Source organism: Yinghuangia sp. YIM S09857, from assembly GCF_051388915.1.
Taxonomy (GTDB): domain Bacteria; phylum Actinomycetota; class Actinomycetes; order Streptomycetales; family Streptomycetaceae; genus Yinghuangia.
Window position 1 is genome coordinate 26,593 of the sequence record NZ_JBPKBH010000016.1, and the last position, 19,827, is coordinate 46,419.

At 72.9% G+C, this 19,827-nt stretch carries 17 protein-coding genes and 1 pseudogene; 11 read left to right on the forward strand and 7 right to left on the reverse strand.

What is annotated here, in order from left to right:
• Nucleotides 1-9 precede the first annotated feature (9 nt).
• The 3 genes from ACRX5S_RS28530 (at nucleotide 10) to ACRX5S_RS28540 (ending at nucleotide 3,292) form a co-directional block, all read left to right on the forward strand.
• On the forward strand, nucleotides 10-570 hold the full coding sequence (locus tag ACRX5S_RS28530; protein WP_436776004.1) for a hypothetical protein: 561 nt from the start codon (nucleotides 10-12) through the stop codon (nucleotides 568-570).
• A 149-nt stretch (nucleotides 571-719) separates the two neighbouring features.
• Nucleotides 720-1,982 (forward strand): DNA recombination protein RmuC, encoded by a 1,263-nt coding sequence (locus ACRX5S_RS28535; protein ID WP_436776005.1) that lies wholly within the window; start codon nucleotides 720-722, stop codon nucleotides 1,980-1,982.
• 644 nt (nucleotides 1,983-2,626) lie between these two features.
• On the forward strand, nucleotides 2,627-3,292 hold the full coding sequence (locus ACRX5S_RS28540) for a DUF6542 domain-containing protein (protein ID WP_436776006.1): 666 nt from the start codon (nucleotides 2,627-2,629) through the stop codon (nucleotides 3,290-3,292).
• Nucleotides 3,293-3,484: 192 nt separating this feature from the next.
• On the opposite strand, the gene ACRX5S_RS28545 is transcribed toward ACRX5S_RS28540, so the two are convergent.
• The gene (locus tag ACRX5S_RS28545) at nucleotides 3,485-4,471 is read right to left on the reverse strand and encodes a 4-hydroxy-3-methylbut-2-enyl diphosphate reductase (protein WP_436776007.1); all 987 of its coding nucleotides are present in this window, start codon (nucleotides 4,469-4,471) and stop codon (nucleotides 3,485-3,487) included.
• A gap of 83 nt (nucleotides 4,472-4,554) precedes the next feature.
• Here ACRX5S_RS28545 and xseA point away from each other — a divergent pair, with 83 nt between their 5' ends.
• Nucleotides 4,555-5,766: an exodeoxyribonuclease VII large subunit gene (gene xseA, locus ACRX5S_RS28550; RefSeq protein WP_436776008.1), complete on the forward strand. Its 1,212-nt coding sequence runs from the start codon at nucleotides 4,555-4,557 to the stop codon at nucleotides 5,764-5,766.
• Between the two features lie 179 nt (nucleotides 5,767-5,945).
• On the opposite strand, the gene gcvH is transcribed toward xseA, so the two are convergent.
• On the reverse strand, nucleotides 5,946-6,344 hold the full coding sequence (gene gcvH, locus ACRX5S_RS28555; protein WP_436776009.1) for a glycine cleavage system protein GcvH: 399 nt from the start codon (nucleotides 6,342-6,344) through the stop codon (nucleotides 5,946-5,948).
• Nucleotides 6,345-6,729: 385 nt separating this feature from the next.
• Here gcvH and ACRX5S_RS28560 point away from each other — a divergent pair, with 385 nt between their 5' ends.
• The gene (locus ACRX5S_RS28560; protein WP_436776010.1) at nucleotides 6,730-9,540 is read left to right on the forward strand and encodes an immune inhibitor A domain-containing protein; all 2,811 of its coding nucleotides are present in this window, start codon (nucleotides 6,730-6,732) and stop codon (nucleotides 9,538-9,540) included.
• A gap of 19 nt (nucleotides 9,541-9,559) precedes the next feature.
• Nucleotides 9,560-9,814 carry an exodeoxyribonuclease VII small subunit gene (locus tag ACRX5S_RS28565; RefSeq protein ID WP_436776011.1) on the forward strand — a complete coding sequence of 85 codons (255 nt, stop codon included), beginning with the start codon at nucleotides 9,560-9,562 and terminating at the stop codon, nucleotides 9,812-9,814.
• Between the two features lie 95 nt (nucleotides 9,815-9,909).
• On the opposite strand, the gene ACRX5S_RS28570 is transcribed toward ACRX5S_RS28565, so the two are convergent.
• From ACRX5S_RS28570 to ACRX5S_RS28580, 3 genes are all read right to left on the reverse strand, one after another.
• Nucleotides 9,910-10,077: a hypothetical protein gene (locus tag ACRX5S_RS28570; RefSeq protein ID WP_436776012.1), complete on the reverse strand. Its 168-nt coding sequence runs from the start codon at nucleotides 10,075-10,077 to the stop codon at nucleotides 9,910-9,912.
• The gene (locus ACRX5S_RS28575) at nucleotides 10,074-10,628 is read right to left on the reverse strand and encodes a GNAT family N-acetyltransferase (RefSeq protein ID WP_436776013.1); all 555 of its coding nucleotides are present in this window, start codon (nucleotides 10,626-10,628) and stop codon (nucleotides 10,074-10,076) included. The genes ACRX5S_RS28570 and ACRX5S_RS28575 overlap by 4 nt, the downstream gene beginning before the upstream one ends.
• A gap of 85 nt (nucleotides 10,629-10,713) precedes the next feature.
• Entirely contained in the window at nucleotides 10,714-11,241 is a 528-nt protein-coding gene (locus tag ACRX5S_RS28580) for a DUF4245 domain-containing protein (protein WP_436776014.1), read from the reverse strand.
• Nucleotides 11,242-11,362: 121 nt separating this feature from the next.
• Between ACRX5S_RS28580 and ACRX5S_RS28585 the strand changes: the two genes are divergently transcribed.
• The 5 genes and pseudogenes from ACRX5S_RS28585 (at nucleotide 11,363) to ACRX5S_RS28605 (ending at nucleotide 18,380) form a co-directional block, all read left to right on the forward strand.
• Entirely contained in the window at nucleotides 11,363-11,767 is a 405-nt protein-coding gene (locus ACRX5S_RS28585; RefSeq protein ID WP_436776015.1) for a TOBE domain-containing protein, read from the forward strand.
• Complete coding sequence (modA, locus tag ACRX5S_RS28590) at nucleotides 11,764-12,585, forward strand: molybdate ABC transporter substrate-binding protein (RefSeq protein WP_436776016.1); 822 nt, start codon at nucleotides 11,764-11,766, stop codon at nucleotides 12,583-12,585. The genes ACRX5S_RS28585 and modA overlap by 4 nt, the downstream gene beginning before the upstream one ends.
• Before the next feature lie 98 nt (nucleotides 12,586-12,683).
• Nucleotides 12,684-14,635 (forward strand): annotated as a pseudogene (locus ACRX5S_RS28595) (ABC transporter permease).
• A 245-nt stretch (nucleotides 14,636-14,880) separates the two neighbouring features.
• Nucleotides 14,881-15,912 carry a class II fructose-bisphosphatase gene (gene glpX, locus ACRX5S_RS28600; RefSeq protein ID WP_436776017.1) on the forward strand — a complete coding sequence of 344 codons (1,032 nt, stop codon included), beginning with the start codon at nucleotides 14,881-14,883 and terminating at the stop codon, nucleotides 15,910-15,912.
• Nucleotides 15,913-16,340: 428 nt separating this feature from the next.
• Nucleotides 16,341-18,380 carry a DHA2 family efflux MFS transporter permease subunit gene (locus tag ACRX5S_RS28605; protein ID WP_436776018.1) on the forward strand — a complete coding sequence of 680 codons (2,040 nt, stop codon included), beginning with the start codon at nucleotides 16,341-16,343 and terminating at the stop codon, nucleotides 18,378-18,380.
• A 126-nt stretch (nucleotides 18,381-18,506) separates the two neighbouring features.
• Here the strand turns inward: ACRX5S_RS28605 and ACRX5S_RS28610 are convergent, their stop codons facing one another.
• Both ACRX5S_RS28610 and ACRX5S_RS28615 read right to left on the reverse strand, forming a co-directional pair.
• Nucleotides 18,507-18,851 (reverse strand): WhiB family transcriptional regulator, encoded by a 345-nt coding sequence (locus tag ACRX5S_RS28610; protein WP_436776019.1) that lies wholly within the window; start codon nucleotides 18,849-18,851, stop codon nucleotides 18,507-18,509.
• Between the two features lie 141 nt (nucleotides 18,852-18,992).
• Nucleotides 18,993-19,763, reverse strand: coding sequence for a DUF1707 SHOCT-like domain-containing protein (locus ACRX5S_RS28615; protein WP_436776020.1), 771 nt, complete (start codon nucleotides 19,761-19,763; stop codon nucleotides 18,993-18,995).
• Nucleotides 19,764-19,827: the final 64 nt, after the last annotated feature.

The following is a 19,827-nucleotide window of genomic DNA, read 5'->3' on the forward strand; positions in this document are numbered from 1 at the left end:
GGGCCGACCGTGGCAACACTGAACCGCGTGGCCGGGCCGGACGCCGTGCGCTGGGAGGGCACCAGACACATCTGGGAGCTGCGGCGTTCGGCGCCGGGCGTCATGCTCGCGGGACTCCTGCTTGTCCTCGGCGGCACCGCGGCGCTGTTCTCCGTGGTCGGCGTGGCCCTGGCGGCAATCGGCCCGGCCTGCGTGTGGGCGTACGCGAAACGCAGGCTCGCGATCACGGGCAGCCACCTCGTGCTGTACGACACCTCCGGGCCGAAGCACTTGGCCTGGGAGGACATCCGCCACGTCACCCTCCGCATGACCGGGAACAGCCTGTATGGGCAGGCGCACCTGTCGGTCGGCACGCACACGCTCGCCGCCACCGAGGAACTGCGCATCCGGTACGTCGAGACAAGGCTGTTCCGCACCCTCGCCCACGACCTCTTCACGCCGCTCCACACGCGAGGCATCACCTTCATCGTCGAGAGCCCCGACATCATCGCGGCCGAGATCCGGCAGCGCGCGGGCAACCCGCGCATCGCGCCGCCGCCCGGACCGATCCCGGAACTGCCGGACAACTGAGCGCGACGGGCCGAGGCGCGTTGGGACGTTGGGACGTTGGGGCGTCGGCCACGGGCGACGGGCAGGGCCCGACGGGCAGGGCCCGACGGGCCGGGCGCCGTCGGCGTGCCGCGGCGGTGCGGGCGGCGCTGAGCCGCAAGGATGAACGTATGGACGTCACCGCTGTGTTGCTGCTGCTCATCGGCCTCGCGCTGGGCGCCGCCCTGGGCGTGCTGTGGACGCGGACGCAGTCGAGCGCCCGGATCGCCCGCCTGGAGGCCGAGCACAACGCCGCCCTCGACGCCGTCACCATCGCCGAGCGCGCGCAGGAGCAGATGAGCGAGCGCTTCCGGGCGCTGTCCGCCGACGCGCTCGCGCGCAGCAACGCGCAGTTCCTGGAGCTGGCGGACCACCGTTTCCGAATCGCGGGTGACCCGATCCGCGAGACCCTCGACAAACTGGACGGGCGGCTCGGCGAGTTGGAGCGCACCCGGGCCGCCGCGTCCGCCGCGCTCAGCCGCCAGATCGACGATGTGCGGCTGGCCGGCGAGCAGTTGCGCCGCGAGACGGCGTCGCTGGTCACCGCGCTGCGCAAGCCGGACGTACGGGGACGCTGGGGCGAGATGCACCTGCGCCGTGCGGTCGAGTTGGCCGGCATGGTCGAGCGGTGCGACTTTGACACGCAGACGTCGGTGAGCACCGACGACGGGCTCTACCGCCCGGACATGGTGGTGCACCTGGCAGGCGGCAAGCACGTGGTGGTCGACTCCAAGGTGCCGCTCGCCGCGTTCCTCGACGCCGCGGAAAGCGACGACGAGGCGGTGCGGGCCGAGCGCATGGTCGCGCACGCGCGGCAGCTCCGCACGCACGTGGACCAGTTGGGCGGCAAGGCGTACTGGCAGAAGATCCAGACCACTCCGGAGTTCGTGGTCCTCTTCGTGCCGGGCGAGGCGTTCCTCGCGCAGGCTCTGGAGCAGGAGCCGGGCCTGATGGAGTACGCCGCCGCGCGCAAGGTCGTGCTGGCGACGCCGACCACGCTGATCGCGCTGCTGCGCACGGTCGCGTACGCGTGGAGCCAGGACGCGCTGGCCGACGGCGCCCGCGAGGTGTTCGAGCTGGGCCGCGAGCTGTACGACCGGCTCGGCAACCTCGGCGAGCACCTGGACCGGCTGGGCCGTTCGCTGACCGGCGCGGTCGGCGCCTACAACCGCACGATTGGTTCGCTGGAGGCGCGCGTGCTGGTCAGCGCGCGGCGCATGCGCGATCTGCGCCTGGTCGAGGACGACTTGGCGGTACCGTCGCAGGTCGAGCAGACGGCCCGGTCGCTGTCCGCTCCGGAACTGGTGGCGTCGGCGGAGGAGGGGAACCGGCTGCGCTCGCTGCCGCCGCTGGACGGGACGCACGGCGCGCCGTCGGCGTCCTCGCGCGAGTGAGCGGGAGCTTCGGGCCCGCGCTCGGCGATGCACGGCACCGAGGACGAGGAAGGGACAGGCTCTCCCGGCCGCAGTGCCGGATCGGATCATGAGGGTCGGACCATGAAGGTCGGATCACCCAGGTCGGATCACCCAGGTCGGATCAACGAGGTCAGATCAACGAGGCCGGACAACCAAGTCGGATCAACCAAGGAAGCGCGTGTTCCTCACCCCTTTGTCCGTGGTTCACCACATACCGTGGGTTTGTGGAACAGCGCAGCCGAGCAGCCCGCCCGTCGGCGGCCGGACGGCCCCCGCAGGGGCGGCGTCCCGTGCCGGCGCCCGGGCGGGGTGAGCCGGTGCGTCGTCGCCGATCGCCGCGCGCGGAACCGCCCGAGCCCGTGACCCCGGGGACGGGGGCACCACGTCCCGTACCGCCCAAGCCCCCCGGACGCCCGGAGGCGGCGGCCCCGCCGAGTGCCGGTGCGTCTCCCGGCGCCCCTCCCGGTGCAGCGGCCGAACGGGCCTTCCCCGCACCCGACCCCGGCGAGCCCGGCTGGGGCGGAGCCGACGGACCGGACGCCCCCGACAGGTCGTACCCCGGCGGTTCCGCGCTCCCGCACGGTCGCCCCTCGCCTCCGCCACCCCCGCCCTCCGCGCCGTCGGTGACCGGCGGCACCGCAGGGCCGCGCGGACGGCAGAGTCCCGGCGGACCCGGCGGCAGGCCGGGCCCCGGCGGCGGCCACGGGAGCGGGCCCGGAAACGGCCAGGGCGGCGGGAACGGGAACGGTCAGGGCAGCGGGCGCGGCGACGGCAGAAGCCCCGGCCGCGGCGCCGACCCCCACGGCCGCCCCGCGCAGCGCCGCCGTCCGGCCTCCGCCACCGGGCTCACCGCCCCCGGCGCCTTCGTCGTGGCGTCCGGCGCCACCCTGCTCGGCGGGGTGCTCGACCACATGGTCACCGACACGCTGGGCGCGCTGTTCGGCACGGTCTTCCTGGCCACATGCGTGCTGGTCGCGGTCAAGACCCGGATCCGCGACCTGGCCGCGGCGGTGATCGCGCCGCCGCTCGCGTTCGCGCTGACGATACTGGCGCTCAGCCTGTTCTTCCCCAGCGACAACGGCGAAGGCTTCGTCCTCCGGACCGTGCTCGACATGTTCACGGCGCTGACCTTCAAGGCCGGGGTGCTGTGGGGCGGCGCGGTGCTCGCGGCGGCGGTCGTCTTCGTCCGGTTGCGCGCGGACCGCGAGGCGACCCGGCGGCGGGCGGCGGTACGCGAGGGCCGCGACCGCGACCGTGGCGGCCCCGCCCCAGGGCCACGCGACCGCTGACGCCGAGCCGGGCGAGCCGGAGCGGACAGCCGAGCGGCGACGGCCACACCCAAGGTGCGCGCGACCGGGGCGAGCCGGCGCGGACAGCCGAGCCGCACAAGACCGGGCGAAGAAGCCGGGCCGAAGCAGGCACCCGCCCCCGGGCACGCAAAGCCCCTCGGACCCTCCCGGGATCCGAGGGGCGAACGTACGTCAGGCCTGTTGCCCGGCCGCCTTGAGGTCGCGGCGCAGCTCCTGCGGCAGTGAGAACGCCAGGCGCTCCTCCATCGCGGTGTGCACCCGCACGTCGTCGAAGCCGTGCCCGGCCAGCCACTCCAACACGCCGTCGACCAGCACCTCGGGCACCGACGCGCCGCTCGTCACGCCGACCGTGGCGACCCCGGCCAACCACGCCTCGTCGATCTCGTCGGCCCCGTCGACCAGGTACGACGCACCCGCGCCCGCCTCCAACGCGACCTCGACCAGCCGCACCGAGTTGGACGAGTTCTTGGACCCGACGACGATGATCAGGTCGGCCTCGGCGGCGATCTGCTTCACCGCGACCTGGCGGTTCTGCGTCGCGTAGCAGATGTCGTCACTCGGCGGGCTTTCGAGGAGCGGGAACTTCTCCTTCAACGCGCCGACCGTGGCCATGGCCTCGTCCACCGACAGCGTGGTCTGCGACAGCCACACCACCTTGGAGGGGTCGCTCACCTCGATGTTCGCGACGTCCTTCGGGCCGTCGACCAGTGTGATGCTCTCCGGCGCCTCGCCCATCGTGCCGACGACCTCTTCGTGGCCCTCGTGGCCGATGAGGAGGATGTTGTAGCCGTCCTCGGCGTAGCGCACGGCCTCCTTGTGCACCTTGGTCACCAGCGGGCAGGTGGCGTCGATGGTCTTGAGGCTGCGTTCGGCGGCCTGCTCGTGCACGACCGGGGCCACCCCGTGGGCGGAGAAGATCACCGTCGCGCCCTCGGGCACCTCGTACGCCTCGTCGACGAAGACCGCGCCGCGCTTGCGGAGCGTCTCGACGACGTACTTGTTGTGCACGATCTCGTGGCGGACGTAGACCGGCGGCCCGTACAGCTCCAGGGCCTTCTCGACGGTGACGATGGCCCGGTCCACGCCCGCGCAGTACCCACGGGGGGCGGCGAGCAGGACGCGGCGGGTTTGCGGAGCGACCTCAGTCATGCCGTCCATGGTACGGGGGCGCCTCCGCTCCGGTCGGCGGTCGCGCGGCGCCGTACACCCAAAGTGTCGGTCCCGACCCGTAATGTGGCGGCATGGCGCTGACCACCTCTGCGGAATCCCCCATCCCCGTATCGGAGATCTCGCGCCTCATCGGGGGCTGGATCGACCGGCTCGGATCCGTCTGGGTCGAGGGCCAGATCACCCAGTTGAGCCGCCGTCCCGGCGCCGGCGTCGTGTTCCTCACGCTCCGCGATCCGTCCGCCGAGGTGTCGATCTCGGTCACCTGCTTCCGCCGCGTGTTCGACGCGGTGAGCGAGGTGGTGTCCGAGGGCGCGCGCGTGGTCGTGTACGCGAAGCCCGAGTGGTACAAGGCGCGCGGCACCCTCTCCCTGCGTGCCACCGAGATCCGTCCGGTCGGCATCGGCGAACTGCTCGCGCGCGTCGAGCAGCTCAAGCGGGCGCTCACCACCGAGGGGCTCTTCGACCCGCGCCACAAGAAGCCGCTGCCCTTCCTGCCGCACCGCATCGGGCTGGTCTGCGGCCGGGCGAGCGCGGCCGAGCGCGACGTCCTGGAGAACGCGCGGCGGCGCTGGCCGGCCGTGCGCTTCGCGGTGCGCAACGTGGCGGTCCAGGGTGTGCACGCGGTGCCGCAGGTCGTCCAGGCGGTCCGCGAACTTGACGCGGACCCGTCGGTGGACGTCATCGTCGTGGCGCGCGGCGGCGGCAGCGTCGAGGACCTTCTGCCGTTCTCCGACGAGGAGTTGGTGCGCACCGTCTTCGGCTGCGCCACCCCCGTGGTCAGCGCGATCGGCCATGAGCCCGACACCCCGCTGCTCGACCTGGTCGCCGACCTGCGCGCGTCGACGCCGACCGACGCCGCGAAGAAGATCGTCCCGGATGTGGGCGAGGAGATGGCCCGCATCCACCAGTTGCGCGACCGAGCACGGCACACCATCGCGATGCGCGTCGAACGCGAGGAGCACGGGCTCGCGTCGGTGCGCAGCCGCCCGGTGCTCGCCGATCCGTACGGCATGGTCGGGGTGCGCGAGGAGGAGGTCGATGCCTTGGTCGACCGCTCGCGCCGGACGCTGCGGCACCGCCTCGATCACGCGGCGACGGACCTGGAGCACACCCGGGCGCGGGTGGTGGCGCTGTCCCCGGCGGCCACGCTGGAGCGCGGGTACGCCGTCCTCCAGAAGGAGAACGGCCAGGCGGTCCGCAGCCCGGGCGAGGTCGAGCCGGGCGAGAAGCTGACCGCCCGGCTCGCGTCGGGCCGCCTGGACATCGTGGTGGCCGGGGACTGACCGGAGCCTGTCCGGGGGCCGACCCGGGTCTGACCGGTCGCGCACGGGCACGCCACTGGACCCGGTGCTCGGCACCCCGGCGGGCCGGACGACCGCGGCATGCTCCGCAGCCTCGCCCCCACGACTGCTCCCGGCCCGCTCCGTGGCCTACCCGACGGCCCGGTCCCGTCGGCCTCCGCCTACTCCTCGGACTCCTCGCGGACGTACTCCGCGTAGTCCGCCGCGCTCAGCAGGTCTTCGGTGTCGACCGTGCCGGACGGGGCGATCTCGATGAGCCAGCCGTCGCCGTACGAGTCGTCGTTGAGCTGCTCCGGGCCGTCCGCGAGCGTGTCGTTCACCGCGGCGACGGTCCCGGCGAGCGGCATGTAGATCTCCGAGACCGCTTTGACGGACTCGACCGTCCCCAGCGGCTCACTCGCATCCAACTTGGCTCCCTGCTCCGGGAGTTCGACGTAGACGACGTCGCCGAGCTGGCGCTGCGCGTAATCGGTGAGACCGACGCGCCAGCGTCCGCCGGGGACTTCCTGCGCCCACTCGTGGTCCTTCGTGTACGTGCGGTCTTCCGGGATGTTCGGCAAGCCGGCCTCCAGGGCGCCTCGTCGCGGACGCCGGGTCCGACCGCGCGCGTCGGTCGGACACCGGCTTGAGGCCGAGCATGCGGCACCGCCGACAGGGTTGGGTAGCGCGGGACAGGACACCCACCCGATCGGGCGAACCGTCGCCATTTCCCTTCACAGACAAGGGAGTTGCCGGATAATCGCACCGATTCCGCGGCCCCCGCGACTGGGGTCGCAGCACGTGCGGCGGCGCCCGCCCCCGACCGGTTTCCCCAGGTCGAGCGAGTTTGTCGGACAACCTGTCGTCCGTTCGGGTGGATCGCGGACGGATTCCCGGCGCGGTGCGCCCGTCGGCCCCCAAGCGCGCTTACGTTCGGGCTCCGGACTCCGATCCATAGGGGCTGCCATGCGCCGTGCCGGGCTGTTCACCGTCCGCCGAGCCGTCGTACGCGCCGCGCTGCCGCTGATCGCGGTGGCCGCTGTCGCCGCCGCGGCCCCCGCGCCCGCCCCCGGGGACACCGCCGCGGCCGACCGGAGCCGTGCTGTCTGGCAGCCCTCGGCCGCCGACGACTACGTCAACTACGTTGCCCCGCGCGACGATCTGCCGCTCGACGCGCGGCCGGAAACGGCCGACGAACGCACCGGATCCACCCCGTCCGGCGGGCACACCCAGCAAACCCGTGACGTGGACCGGAAGTTCGCGGACGGCAACCCTGTCGCGGCCCGCGGGCTCGCCGCCGCAGAGGCCGAGGCGTCCGCGACCGGCCGCAGTCCGCGTGCGCTGCGCGAGGAGCGGGACCGGCGCGCCGGCCGTCCGTCCACCCACGAGGCCCAACTGCTCACCATCCTGGTCGAGTTCAACGACCGGGCGAACGACGACTTCGCCGGTTTCCGCAGGCCCAGGAGCGTCGCGGACCCGACCTGCGTCACCGAGCCACCGGGCACCGTCATGAACGGCCCCCGGCACAACCGGCTGCCCGACCCCGCGGGCACGCAGGACAACAACACCCTGTGGGTGCCCGACTTCTCGCCGGCGCACTACAACGCGATGCTCTACACCGAGCGCGGTCTCACCGAGCGCGTGCGCCCCGATCTCACCGGCCCCGACGGCCGCCCCGGCGTCGACCTGGCCGGGCTGACCATGCGCAACATGTACCGCGAGATGTCGAAGGGCGCGTACAGCGTCGGCGGCGAGGCCGCGGGCTGGGTGACGGTGCCGCACTCCGAGGCCTGGTACGCCGCCGGGAAGTGCGGCGCGATCATGCAGGACAACAGCGGGCACCCCGACAACCCGCGCGGCGTACGCCAGTTCGTCACCGACGCGGTCGACGCCCTGGCCGCGTCGCGCCCCGACTTCCCGTGGGCCGACTACGACCGCGAGGACCTGGGCGACGCCGACCACGACGGCAACCTGCGCGAGCCGGACGGCGTGGTCGACCACCTCGTCCTGGTGCACGCGGGCCGCGACAAGTCGGCGGGCGGCGGGGCGGAGGGGACGTACGCGATCTGGGCGCACGCCGGCAACGTGCTGCGCGGGCACCCCGTACCGGGCACGGACCTCCGGGTGGCGAACTACATCGTGCAGCCGGAGGACTCCGGAGTCGGCGTCTTCGCCCACGAGTTCGGCCACGACCTCGGACTACCGGACCTGTACGACAACTTCAGCGGCGGCGAGACGGACGTCGACTTCTGGGACCTGATGTCGTCCGGCTCGCACTCCGGGCCGCTGTTCCAGGCGATGCCCGCGCACATGGGCGCGTGGTCGAAGTACGTGCTCGGCTGGACCGATCCCGAGGTCGTGCCGGTCGGCGACGCGCGGCGCTTCCTGACCGTCGGCGCGGCCGCGAAACCCCTTCCCGGCACCCGTGATTCGGTACGCGTCGACCTGCCGCCGGAGACGGTTCGCATCGGCACGCCGCACTCCGGCGCGAACATGTGGTACTCCGGGCGCGACCAGGAGTGGGCGGACACGTCGATCGTCCGCGAGCTGTCCGTCCCGGCGGGAGCCCGCGACGCGGCGCTGTGGATGTGGAACGACTACGTCATCGAAGAGGACTGGGACTACGGCTTCGTCGAGGTGTCCGACGACGGCGGCGCCACCTGGACGCAGCTCGCGGTGCACGACGAGGCCGGCAACCTGGTCTCGACCCCACCGGGCTACCCCGACCCCAACCGCAACCTCGCCGAGTTCCGCAAGACCGACGCGCTGACCGGCAGCAGCGGCGGCTGGCGGCACGACCGCGTGGACCTGACGGCGTACGCGGGCCGGACGGTGCAGGTGCGCCTGGCCACGATGACGGACGCCGCCTTCACCGAACGCGGCTGGTTCGCCGACGACTTCGCCCTCGTCGCGGACGGCGCGACGATCTGGTCCGACGACGTCGAGAACGGCGACGCGGGCTGGCACCCGGTCCTGGGCACGTCGACCATCACGCGCGGGTCGGGCTGGGCGCGTACCACGGGCTCGGTCGAGCGCGAGCAGTACTACCTGCTGGAGTGGCGGGCCCCGGTCGGCTTCGACGAAGGGCTGAACTACGCGTACACGACCGTCAGGAGCGGGGTCGCGAGCGGAGACCCGGCCGCGGGCACGCAGATCGCGCGCGTGCCGTACAACGTGCCGGGGCTGCTGGTGTGGCTGCGCGACGCGGAGTACCAGAACAACGGCGTGCGGTTCAATCTGGACGCGCCGCCGAGCCACGGGCCCAAGGGCCAGGTGCTGCTGGTCGACGCGCACGTGGACCCGCTGCGCTGGACCGGCGAGGCAGGTGCCAACTACTCCATCGCCCGGAACCCGCTGAAGAACATCGAGAACCGCGCGCAGTCGTCCAACGCGGCCTTCGCCCCCACGGCCACCAAGCCCTTCACCGCCTGCCACACGCAGGGCAAGTGGTGCCAGGACTTCCCGGCGCTGGACGGGCGCGCCGAGTTCACCGACGCCCAGGGCTGGGCCGCGGGCGCCGAGTACCTGGACGGACGCCCGGTCGACCGCTTCCGGGACGGCGGCACGGTGGTGCCCGCGCGCGAGCCCTACTCGACGCGGGTCGTCAAGCCGGACGGCTCGCCGGACCCGGTCCACTACGGCGTGCCCTTCGGCGGCTCGGTGCTGGGCACGGGCGACCCGGGGCCGGAGCGGGCGTACGGGGTCGGGGTACGCGTCCTGCACCCCTTCGACGCGAACCGCGGCGCGCTGATCGCCGTCACTCCGGCGCGTCGGTGACGGCGCATAGGCTGCTGCCATGGCCAAGAAGAGTGTGGACGCCGCGGTCGACTCCGGCGAGGAGTCCCTGGGGTACGAGCAGGCCCGCGACGAGTTGGTCGAGGTCGTCCGGCGGCTGGAGACCGGCGGCATCTCGTTGGAGGAGTCGCTTGCGCTGTGGGAGCGAGGCGAGAAGCTGGCGAACGTCTGCCAGCAGTGGCTCGACGGCGCCCGGGCGCGCCTCGACGCGGTGATGAAGGCGCAGGCCGAGGACGAGGGCGGCGTCGAGGGCTGAGCGGGTCGCTCGGGGGTCGGCGACCGGTCGGGTCCCAGGACGCGGGAACGCTCCCCGTGCCCCCGGCCCGCGGATCCCCCTCGCCCCTCGACCCCTCAGCCGTGCACCGCGACGACGATGGTCGCCACCAGCGTGACCAGGGCCACCGCGCCGCCCAGGACGACCCAGCGCAGGCGCGGCAGCACCTCCCAGCCCTCGCCGGGGCGCGCGTCCACCGGCCGCCACCGGCGCGCGCCGCGGGCGCGGACCCGTGCGAGGCTCACAGGGCGACCCACGCCGGGACGTACGGCCGCCCGTTGGCGTCCACCGGCTGCCGTTCCGACCCCTGCCGCCCCGACGTGCCGCTCGACTCGGACTGCTGCGGCGGGACCTGCCGGCCGGGCGTGAAGCACAGGTGCAGGTGCGGCTCCCCGTCGACGACCGACCGGCCGCCCATGGCGGTGAAGCCGCGTTGCAGGAACCACGGCGCGACGCGGACGAACACGTCCGCGACGATCGGCCGCCCCTCGGCCAGGACCACGGCGTGCTCGACCAGGGTGGTGGCGTATCCCTTGCGGCGGTCGGAGGTCGCGGTGCAGAGGCGGCCGAGCCGCAGGATGCCGTCCGGTTCCTCGGTCAGGCGGAGCGTCGCGACCGGCACGCCATCGCGCTCGCCCCACACGTGCAGGGTCTCGGGCTCGATGTCGAGCCCGTCGGGTTCGTGGCGCGCGCGCTGTCGGGCGACCACGAAGACCTGGCTGCGCAGCGCGAGCAGGCGGTAGAGCCGCTCGGCGCTCAGCTCGGCGAGTGTTCCGCAGAAGTACGAGACGTCCACCGGCGAAGGCTGACATCGCGATCACGACATTTGGGCGACTCCGTGATGAACTCTCGATGCCGGACCGCCCAACCCTGACTGCCCGTCAGCGCACTGCCGCGGGCCGCAGCGCCGCGGCGAGCTGCGCGAGATCCTCGAAGGTCGCGGTGCCGGTGACCATGGTCGTGACCCCGCCCTGCTCGTGGACGAGCGAGCGGTACTTGGGCCCGTCGTACGACTTCCACGGCACGCCCGCGACGTCGTACACGCCGACCGGCTTGCCGTTCTTCCCCTTGTCCTTGACGAACGCGGCGGCCGGGCCGTTGCCCTGCTCGACGGCGGCGTACTGCTCGTTCGGGTTGATGAACCCGATGTGCCAGGTGACCCGTGTCGGGTTGCGGCTGTCGTAGTCCGCGGAGGTCGGGCGCCAGCGGTCGGGCAGCCCCTGCGGCGCGAGCAGCGGGTACGGGGCCACCTGGCTCGCCTGCTGGAACTGGAGCGAGTAGTCGATCGGCCGGACCGGGTCGCGCTCGCTGTGCCGCCCGAAGATCAGCAGGGCGACCACCACGATGCCGACGACTCCCAGGGAGAGCACCATGTCCCGAACGGTTTCAAAGCCGCGCTTCTTCGCCACGACACCATGGTCCCCCATGACGCGCCGTGCTTGGCACCGACCCCCTTGACCTTCGCATATGCAAGGCAATAAGACACTGAACCTTGCATATGCAAACCATGAATGGAGTAGTGTCCCGCTCATGCCCACCTACCGCATGGGCCGGGTCGCGCAGCTTCTCGGCGTGAGCCCGGACACCGCCCGCCGCTGGGCCGACTCGGGGCGCCTGACGACGTCCCGCGACGAGCACGGCCACCGGGTGGTCGAAGGCGCGGCGCTCGCCGCGTTCGCGGTCGCCCTCGCCGAGGACGCGTCCGCGGGTGCCGTCGAGCACCCGCGTGCCTCCTCGGCCCGCAATTCCTTCCCCGGCATCGTCACCAAGGTCATCCTGGGCGACGTCGCGGCACAGGTGGAGATCCAGGCGGGGCCGCACCGAGTGGTGTCCCTGCTGACCCGGGAAGCCGTCGAAGAGCTGGGCCTCGCGCCCGGCGTGGAGGCGGTCGCCTCGGTCAAGTCGACCAACGTGACCGTGGAGTTGACGACGTGAGAACGCTTCGTCGCGCATCGGCACCGATAGCCGTCGCGACCACCACGGTGCTGCTGCTCGCGGGCTGCGGCGGCGGCGACGAGGACGGCGGCAACGGGAGCGGTGCCTCCGGCGTCCCGCAGGCGTCCGGCGGCGCCGGCTCCGCCAAGTCGCCGTCGAGCATCACCGTGCTGGCCGCGGCGTCGCTGACCGGCGCCTTCAACGAGGCGAAGGAGGCGTACACCAAGGCGAACAAGGACCAGGACGTCAAGTTCTCGTTCGCCGGGTCGCAGGAACTCGCCGCCCAAGTGAGGCAGGGCGCCCCCGCGGACGTCGTCGCGACCGCGGACACCAAGACCATGGACGGCCTCGCCGCCGAGGTGAACAGCCCGAAACTGTTCGCGAGGAACAAGCTGACGATCGTGGTCGCGCCGGGCAACCCGAGGAACGTCAGGACGCTCGCCGACCTCGCGCGCGGCGATCTCACGGTGGTGCTGGCCGGACCGACCGTGCCGGTCGGGCGGTACGCGCGCGACTCGCTGGCCAAGGCCGGGGTCGACATCGAGCCGAAGTCCGAGGAGACGGACGTCAAGGCGGTCCTGACCCGGGTGCGGATGGGCGAGGCCGACGCCGGCATCGTCTACACGACCGACGCGAAGTCCGCGGGCGACGCGGTCGCGTCGGTGGACATTCCGGACGAGTTCAACGTGGTCGCGTCCTACCCTGTGGCTGTGATCAAGGACAGCAGGCAGCAGGGCCCCGCCGCGGCGTTCACGCAGTGGCTGCTGACGCCGGAGGCCCAGGAGATCCTGAAGAAGTACGGCTTCGCAGCCCCGTGAGCCGCGGACGCCGGAGCACCGGGCAGGCCGCCGGCCCTGCGGGCACGGCCGGAAGCGGCCTGCCCGCGGGTGCGACCGCACCGCTCGCGGGACGCCCGGTGCCGCGCGCACCACGCACGCGGGTTCCCCTGCTGCTGTGGGTCCCCGCGGCGGCGGGGCTCGCGTTCGTGGTGCTGCCGCTGATCGGTTTGCTGTGGCGGGCTCCGTGGCAGTCCGTCCCGGACCGGCTCGGCGACCCCGCGGTACGCACCGCGCTGCGCCTGTCGTTGCAGTGCTCGTTCGGCGCACTGGCCATCAGCCTGGTCCTCGGCGTACCGCTGGCCTGGCTGTTCGCGCGCGTCGACTTCCCCGGCAAGTCGCTGCTGCGGGCGCTGGTGCTGCTGCCGCTGGTGCTGCCGCCGGTCGTCGGCGGTGTCGCTCTGCTGCTGGCGTTCGGGCGCAGGGGGCTGCTCGGCCCGTGGCTGGAGTCGATGGGCGTACGACTCACGTTCTCGATGACCGGCGCGATGCTCGCGGGCGCGTTCGTCGCGCTGCCGTTCCTCGTGCTGTCGGTCGAGGGCGCGATCGCCGGGCTCGACCGGCGGTACGAGGAGACCGCGGCGACCCTCGGCGCGGGTCCGCTGCGCGTCTTCGCGACCGTGACGCTGCCGCTGATCGCCCCCGGGCTCGCCGCGGGCGCGGCCCTCGCCTGGGCGCGCGCGCTCGGGGAGTTCGGTGCCACGATCACCTTCGCGGGCAACCTCCCCGGCGAGACCCAGACGCTCCCGCTGGCGGTCTACCTGATGCTCCAGGACGACCCGGACACCGCGGTCGCGGTCAGCCTGCTGTTGCTGGTGGTGTCGGTCGTGGTGCTCGTCGCGCTGCGCGGCCGGTGGCTGTCACCGGCCCGGGGACGGAAGGGGGGCGGGGCGTGAGCGAGCACGACGAGCCGGGTGTGAGCGAGCGCAAGAAGCCCGGCGGGAGCGAGCACGAGAAGCCCGGCGGGAGCGACGGCGACAAGCCGGGCACCACCGCGGTCCCGACCGCGCTGACCGCCCGCACCGAGGGCCTGATCACCGCCGAACTCACCGTCGGCGCGGGCGAGGTCGTCGCGGTCGTCGGGCCGAACGGCGCCGGGAAGTCCACCCTGCTGCGCGCCCTCGCCGGGCTGCCCGGTCCGGCGCGCGCCGCGGTCGCGATCGACGGCACGGACGTCGGCGCCCTCCCCCCGCACCGCCGCCGCATCGGCTATGTGCCGCAGGACGGCGCCCTGTTCCCGCACCTGAACGCGGCCCGCAACGTGGCGTACGGCCTGCGCGGACGCGGCCTGAGCCGCCATCAGATGCGCGACACCGCGCACGACTGGCTCACACGACTGGGCCTGGGCGACCTCGCGTCACGACGCCCCGGCCAGATGTCCGGCGGCCAGCAGCAGCGCGTCGCCCTGGCCCGCGCGCTCGCCCCCGAGCCGCGCCTGCTGCTGCTCGACGAGCCGCTGGCCGCGCTGGACGTCGAGACGCGGGCGTCCGTACGGCACACGCTGCGCGGCCACTTGGGGCCATACGACGGTGCCTGCCTCATCGTGACGCACGATCCGGTCGACGCCCTGAGCCTGGCCGACCGCATGCTCGTGATCGAGGCCGGGCACATCGTGCAGGACGCGCCCGCGGTGGCGGTGACCCGCGCCCCGCGGTCCGCGTGGGTCGCGCGGATGCTGGGGCTGAACGCGTACGAGGGCGACGGCGGCCCCGAGGGCGTCCGCCTTCCCGGCGGGCACACCCTCGTCGGCGCCGACCCGGTGCCGCACGGGCCGGTCCTGGTGACGGTGCACCCCGACCACGTGACGCTGTACCGGGACCCTCCGGGCGGCAGCGCGCGCAACCGCTGGCACGGCGTCGTCGCGGAAGTCACCGGCACGGGGACGCGGTTGCGCGTCGCGGTGCGCGGTACGGACGGGCCGGACGTGGTCGCCGAGGTGACCGCGCGCGCCGCCGCCGAACTGGGGGTGGGCGAGGGCCTGTCGGTGTGGGTCGGGGTGAAGGCCACCGGCGTCGCCATGACGGAGCTGTGAACGCGGAGCGGTGAGCACGGGGCTCCGAACGCCGTTCCGCGACCGCGTTGTCCGGCCTACCTGCACCGATACGGGGTCGGGCCGATAACATCGGGGCAATCCCGTTGGAATCCGTCCGGGCCCGGGGCCGCGTCTTCCTTGTTGCAGTTGCAGCCCGCACCGAGGAGGACGAGCACGGCCACCGGGGATCAGGGCACCCCTCGTGGTCTCGGAGCGAGATTCCCCGACTGGAAAGGCCCGCCACTATGACGGACCAGTCCGTACCGCCGCAGCTCGTGGTCGACCCGGAGGCTCCCGACCGGAACCTCGCGCTCGAACTCGTCCGCGTCACCGAGGCCGCCGCGATGGCCGCCGGGCGCTGGGTGGGACGAGGTGACAAGAACGGCGCCGACGGCGCGGCGGTCAAGGCCATGCGCACGCTCATCGGCACGGTGTCGATGAACGGCGTCGTGGTGATCGGCGAGGGCGAGAAGGACGACGCGCCGATGCTCTTCAACGGGGAGCGGGTCGGCGACGGCTCCGGCCCCGAGTGCGACGTCGCCGTCGACCCGGTCGACGGCACGACCCTCACCGCCAAGGGCATGAACAACGCGGTCGCCGTCATGGCGGTCGCCGAACGCGGCTCGATGTACGACCCGTCGGCCGTCTTCTACATGGAGAAGCTGGTCACCGGGCCGGAGGCGGCGGACGTCGTCGACCTCACCGCGCCGGTTGGCGAGAACATCCGCCGGGTGGCCCAGGCGAAGAACTCGGCGCCCGAGGACGTCACGGTCTGCATCCTCGACCGGCCGCGCCACGAGTCGATCGTCAAGGAGATCCGCGAGGCGGGCGCGCGCATCAAGTTCATCACCGACGGCGACGTGGCCGGCGCCATCATGGCGGCGAAGGACGGCACCGGCGTTGACCTGCTGCTCGGCATCGGCGGAACGCCCGAGGGCATCATCGCCGCGGCGGCCATAAAGTGCATGGGCGGCGTGATCCAGGGCCGCCTGTGGCCGAAGGACGAGGCCGAGCGCCAGAAGGCGCTGGACGCCGGACACGACCTGAGCCGCGTGCTGCTGACGGACGACCTGGTCTCCGGCGACAACGTCTTCTTCGTCGCGACCGGAATCACCGACGGCGAACTCCTGCGCGGCGTCCGCTACCGGTCGAGCACCGCACTGACCTCGTCCCTGGTCATGCGCTCCAAGAGCGGCACCATCCGCAACATCGACAGCCAGCACCGCCTCGCCAAGCTCCGCGCCTACAGCGCAATCGACTTCGACCGCGCCCGCTGACCCCTGGCAAGACTCCGATCCGGTCCGTCCCCCACCCTCGGGGGGCGGACCGATCGCTTTTCCGGCGGCGGCCACGCCCCACCCTGCCGCCGCCCCGCGCCCGCCGCCGGTGGCATCCGCAGGCGGCCTTGCCGGTCGCTTCACCCACGCCCCCACCTCTCACCGCGGCCCCGCGTCCATCACCGCCGGCGACGCCCGCCCCGCGGACCCCACCGAGCCCCACGTCGGCTGCCCCCACCGGACCCGCTCGCCGCCGCCCCGCGTGGTTCGCCCCTGCGACACCCCGCAGCCGGAGGCCCGTCCCCACAGCCGGAGGCCCGTCCCCACGGCCGCCGATCACGCAAAGGAATCCCGGGGATTTATCGGATTTTCCTGCTTTTCCGGGTATAGGTCTGCGGCAGCGTCGTCGACCACCCCAGGAGCCGCGGATGAGCGCGCCCGTGAAGGCTGCTGACGCTCCCGCGTCCGCGCCGCAGGAGCAGAAGCTCTGGCTGATCTTCACCGGGCTCATGCTCGGCATGCTCGTCGCGGCGCTGGACCAGACGATCGTGTCGACCGCGCTGCCGACCATCGTCGGGGACCTCGGCGGGCTCGACCACCTGTCGTGGGTGGTGACCGCGTACCTCCTGGCGTCCACCGTGAGCACCCCGCTGTGGGGGAAGCTCGGCGACCTGGTCGGCCGGAAACGGCTGTTCCAGGCGTCCATCGTGATCTTCCTGATCGGCTCGGCGCTGTGCGGGATCGCGCAGAACATGCCCGAGCTGATCGCGTTCCGCGGTCTGCAAGGCCTCGGTGGCGGCGGGCTCATGGTGCTGTCCCAGGCGATCATCGGCGACGTCGTCCCGCCGCGTGAACGCGGGCGCTACACCGGGCTGTTCGGCGCCGTCTTCGGTGTGACGAGTGTCGCCGGGCCGCTGCTCGGCGGATTCTTTGTGGACAACCTGACGTGGCGCTGGGTCTTCTACATCAACCTCCCGATCGGCGCGATCGCGCTGGTGGTCATCGCCTTCGCGCTGCACACCCACGAGGTGCGCAAGCGACCCACGATCGACTACTGGGGCATCGCGCTGCTCGCCTCCGCGACGACCTGCCTGGTGCTGCTCAGCACGTTCGGCGGGTCGATGTACCCGTGGCTCTCGGCGGAGATCCTCGGGCTCGGGGCCGCCGCCGTGGTGCTGGTCGGGGCGTTCATCATGGTGGAACTCAAGGCCGCCGAACCGGTGTTGCCGCTGCACCTCTTCCGGCAGCCGATCTTCAGCACCACGTCGGCGATCGGCTTCGTGGTCGGCTTCGCGATGATGGGCGCGCTCAGCTTCCTGCCGCTGTTCATGCAGGTGGTGAACGGCACGTCCGCCACCGAGTCGGGACTGCGCCTGCTGCCCATGATGGTCGGCCTGCTCATCACCTCGATCGGCAGCGGCCAACTGATCACCCGCTGGGGGCACTACAAGATCTTCCCCATCGTGGGCACCGCGGTGATGGCCGTCGGCATGTTCCTGCTGTCGCGCATGGACGAGTACACCACCACGGCCGCGTCCAGCCTCTACATGCTGGTGTTCGGCATGGGCCTCGGGCTGGTCATGCAGGTGATCGTGCTCGCCGTGCAGAACTCGGTGGACTACAAGGACCTCGGCGTCGCCACCTCCGGCGCGACGTTCTTCCGGTCCATCGGCGGCTCGTTCGGCGTGGCGATCTTCGGCTCGGTCTTCAACTCGCGGCTCACCGACAACCTCGACAACGCGACCGGCCCGCAACTCCCGCCGGGCGTCGACCCCGAGTCGGTCGGGTCCAGCCCGGACGCGCTGAGGGCCCTGCCCCCGGACACCCGCCAGGGGTTCGTGCACGCGTACGCGAACGCCCTCCAGGACGTGTTCCTCATCGCCTCCGTCGTGGTGATCCTGGCGTTCCTGCTCAGCCTCCTGCTCAAGGAGATCCCGCTGCGCCGGACCACCGAGGCGTCCGACGCGCTCGACCCCTACCGTCCGACGGCCCGCACGTCGGTGGAGGAAGTCGAGCGCGCCATGACGCAGTTGGTGCACCGCGAGAACGGCTGGACGCGGTACGAGCGCATGATCGACCGCGCGGGCCTGGCCATCTCCGTGCCCTGCGCGTTCGGCCTCGTGCAGCTCGACCGCTTCGGGCCGGTGGCGGACGCGGAACTGGCCCGGAAGATCCACGAACCGCTCGACTCGGTGCGCAAATACGGCGCGGAGCTGGTGGCCGCCGGGCAGGTCCGTACCGACGACCAGGGCCGCCTCGCGCTCACCCCGGCCGGCGCCGCGGTGGTCGAGCGGCTCGTGGAGGCGCGCCGCGAACTGCTCGGCGACGTGATCGCGGACCTGTCCCCCGAGCAGAACGCGGAACTGACCGAGCTGTTGCAGCGATTGGCCCGGCTGACGACGGACACCCCGCACGACCATCTGGTGGGCGAGGCGGCGAAGCGGGAGGCCGCGCGGCGCGGTGCCTGACGGGCGGCGCAGTGCCTGACGGGCGGCGCGCGGCCACGTGCGCTGCGGTGTGCGCAAGCGGTGCGCGGGGGTGCGCGGAAACCGGCGAGCCGGGCGCGGAGTGCGCGAGGGGGCAGCGCGCGGAGGTCAGCGGCCGGCGGCCCGACGCCCGCCGCGGCGGCGTCGGCGGCGGGCGATCGCCCGGCGTTCCTCCAGGGTCAATCCGCCCCGCACGCCCGCGGCTTCGCCTTCGGCGTCGGTGGCGGCCAGGGCCTCGTCCCGGCACTCGACGAGGACGGCGCAGCGCGCGCATATGCGCTTGGCGTCCTCCTCACGGCCGATCCGTGCGACGGCGGGCTCTTCGGGTATGTCGAGGAACAGGCGCAGCTCCGACCGGCAGGCACCGGTCGCCGGGGGGATCCAGGCGGACGAGCGTAGAGCCGTTTCGGCGACGTCCTGGAGGGTGGAGGGCAGATCGCTCGGATCGGGCACGTTTGATCTCCTCACAGGGTAGGCGTGTCGTACGTCCCACCATGCGAGTACCCGTCCAAATCCCGGTACATGCCGCGCATCACGACAACTGACGGGAAAGCAACACCCTTGAAACGCCCACGAAATGGCGGGATTCCGACGTCAGTCGTCGTCCTCGTGACGTTTCCGGTCAAGCATGCGCCGCTTCGCCTTCTTCGGCCGCACGTCGACCCCACCGAAGATCGCCGCGCCGCGCACCACGACGACCGGCGCGTCCGGGTCCTCGGCCACCTGCTGCTGCACCGAGAACCCGCCGAAGACCCCGGCCCCGTGCCCGCGCACCGTGACGCCCTCGGGGACGCGTACCTCGATCCCGCCGAACACCGCGGCCACGTTGATCACCAGCACCGGTGTCTCGAACGTCGCGTCGGACAGGTCGATCTCGACGCCGCCGAAGATCGCCGCGGCCCGCAGCCGGGGTCCGATGCGCCCCGGCCCGCGCCGCTCCGCGCTGCCGAACACCGCGGCCAGCGACGGTGATTCGGCAGGCACCGCACCCACCTGCGCGGGCCGGTAGACCTGCGCCGGGCGCGCCACCGACCCGGTTCCCTTGGCGAGGTTCGGACGCGCGGCCCCGGTCGGCAGGTCGAAGGTCAGCGGCTCCAACTCGCCCATCGTCCGGGCGCTGTAGAGGGCCTCGATGCGCTCGGAGTGCTCCTCGATGGTGAGGCGGCCTTCCTCGAAGGCGGTCCGCAGCACCTGCGCGACCCGGTCGCGGTCGGCGTCCGAGGCGCGCATGTCGGCCGCCGACACCGGCCCGGTGGGCAGCGACGACGGCGCCCTGGGCGCGGGAGGAGCGGAGGGCGCAGGCGGCGCGGGCTGCGCCGGCTGCGGGGGTACGGCGGGCGCGGCGTTCTCCGGAGGCTGATCCACGGCACGACCATAGCCGCGGAAACCGCCCCTGGCACGCCCCCGGTGGGCCCCCGGTGGGCCCCGG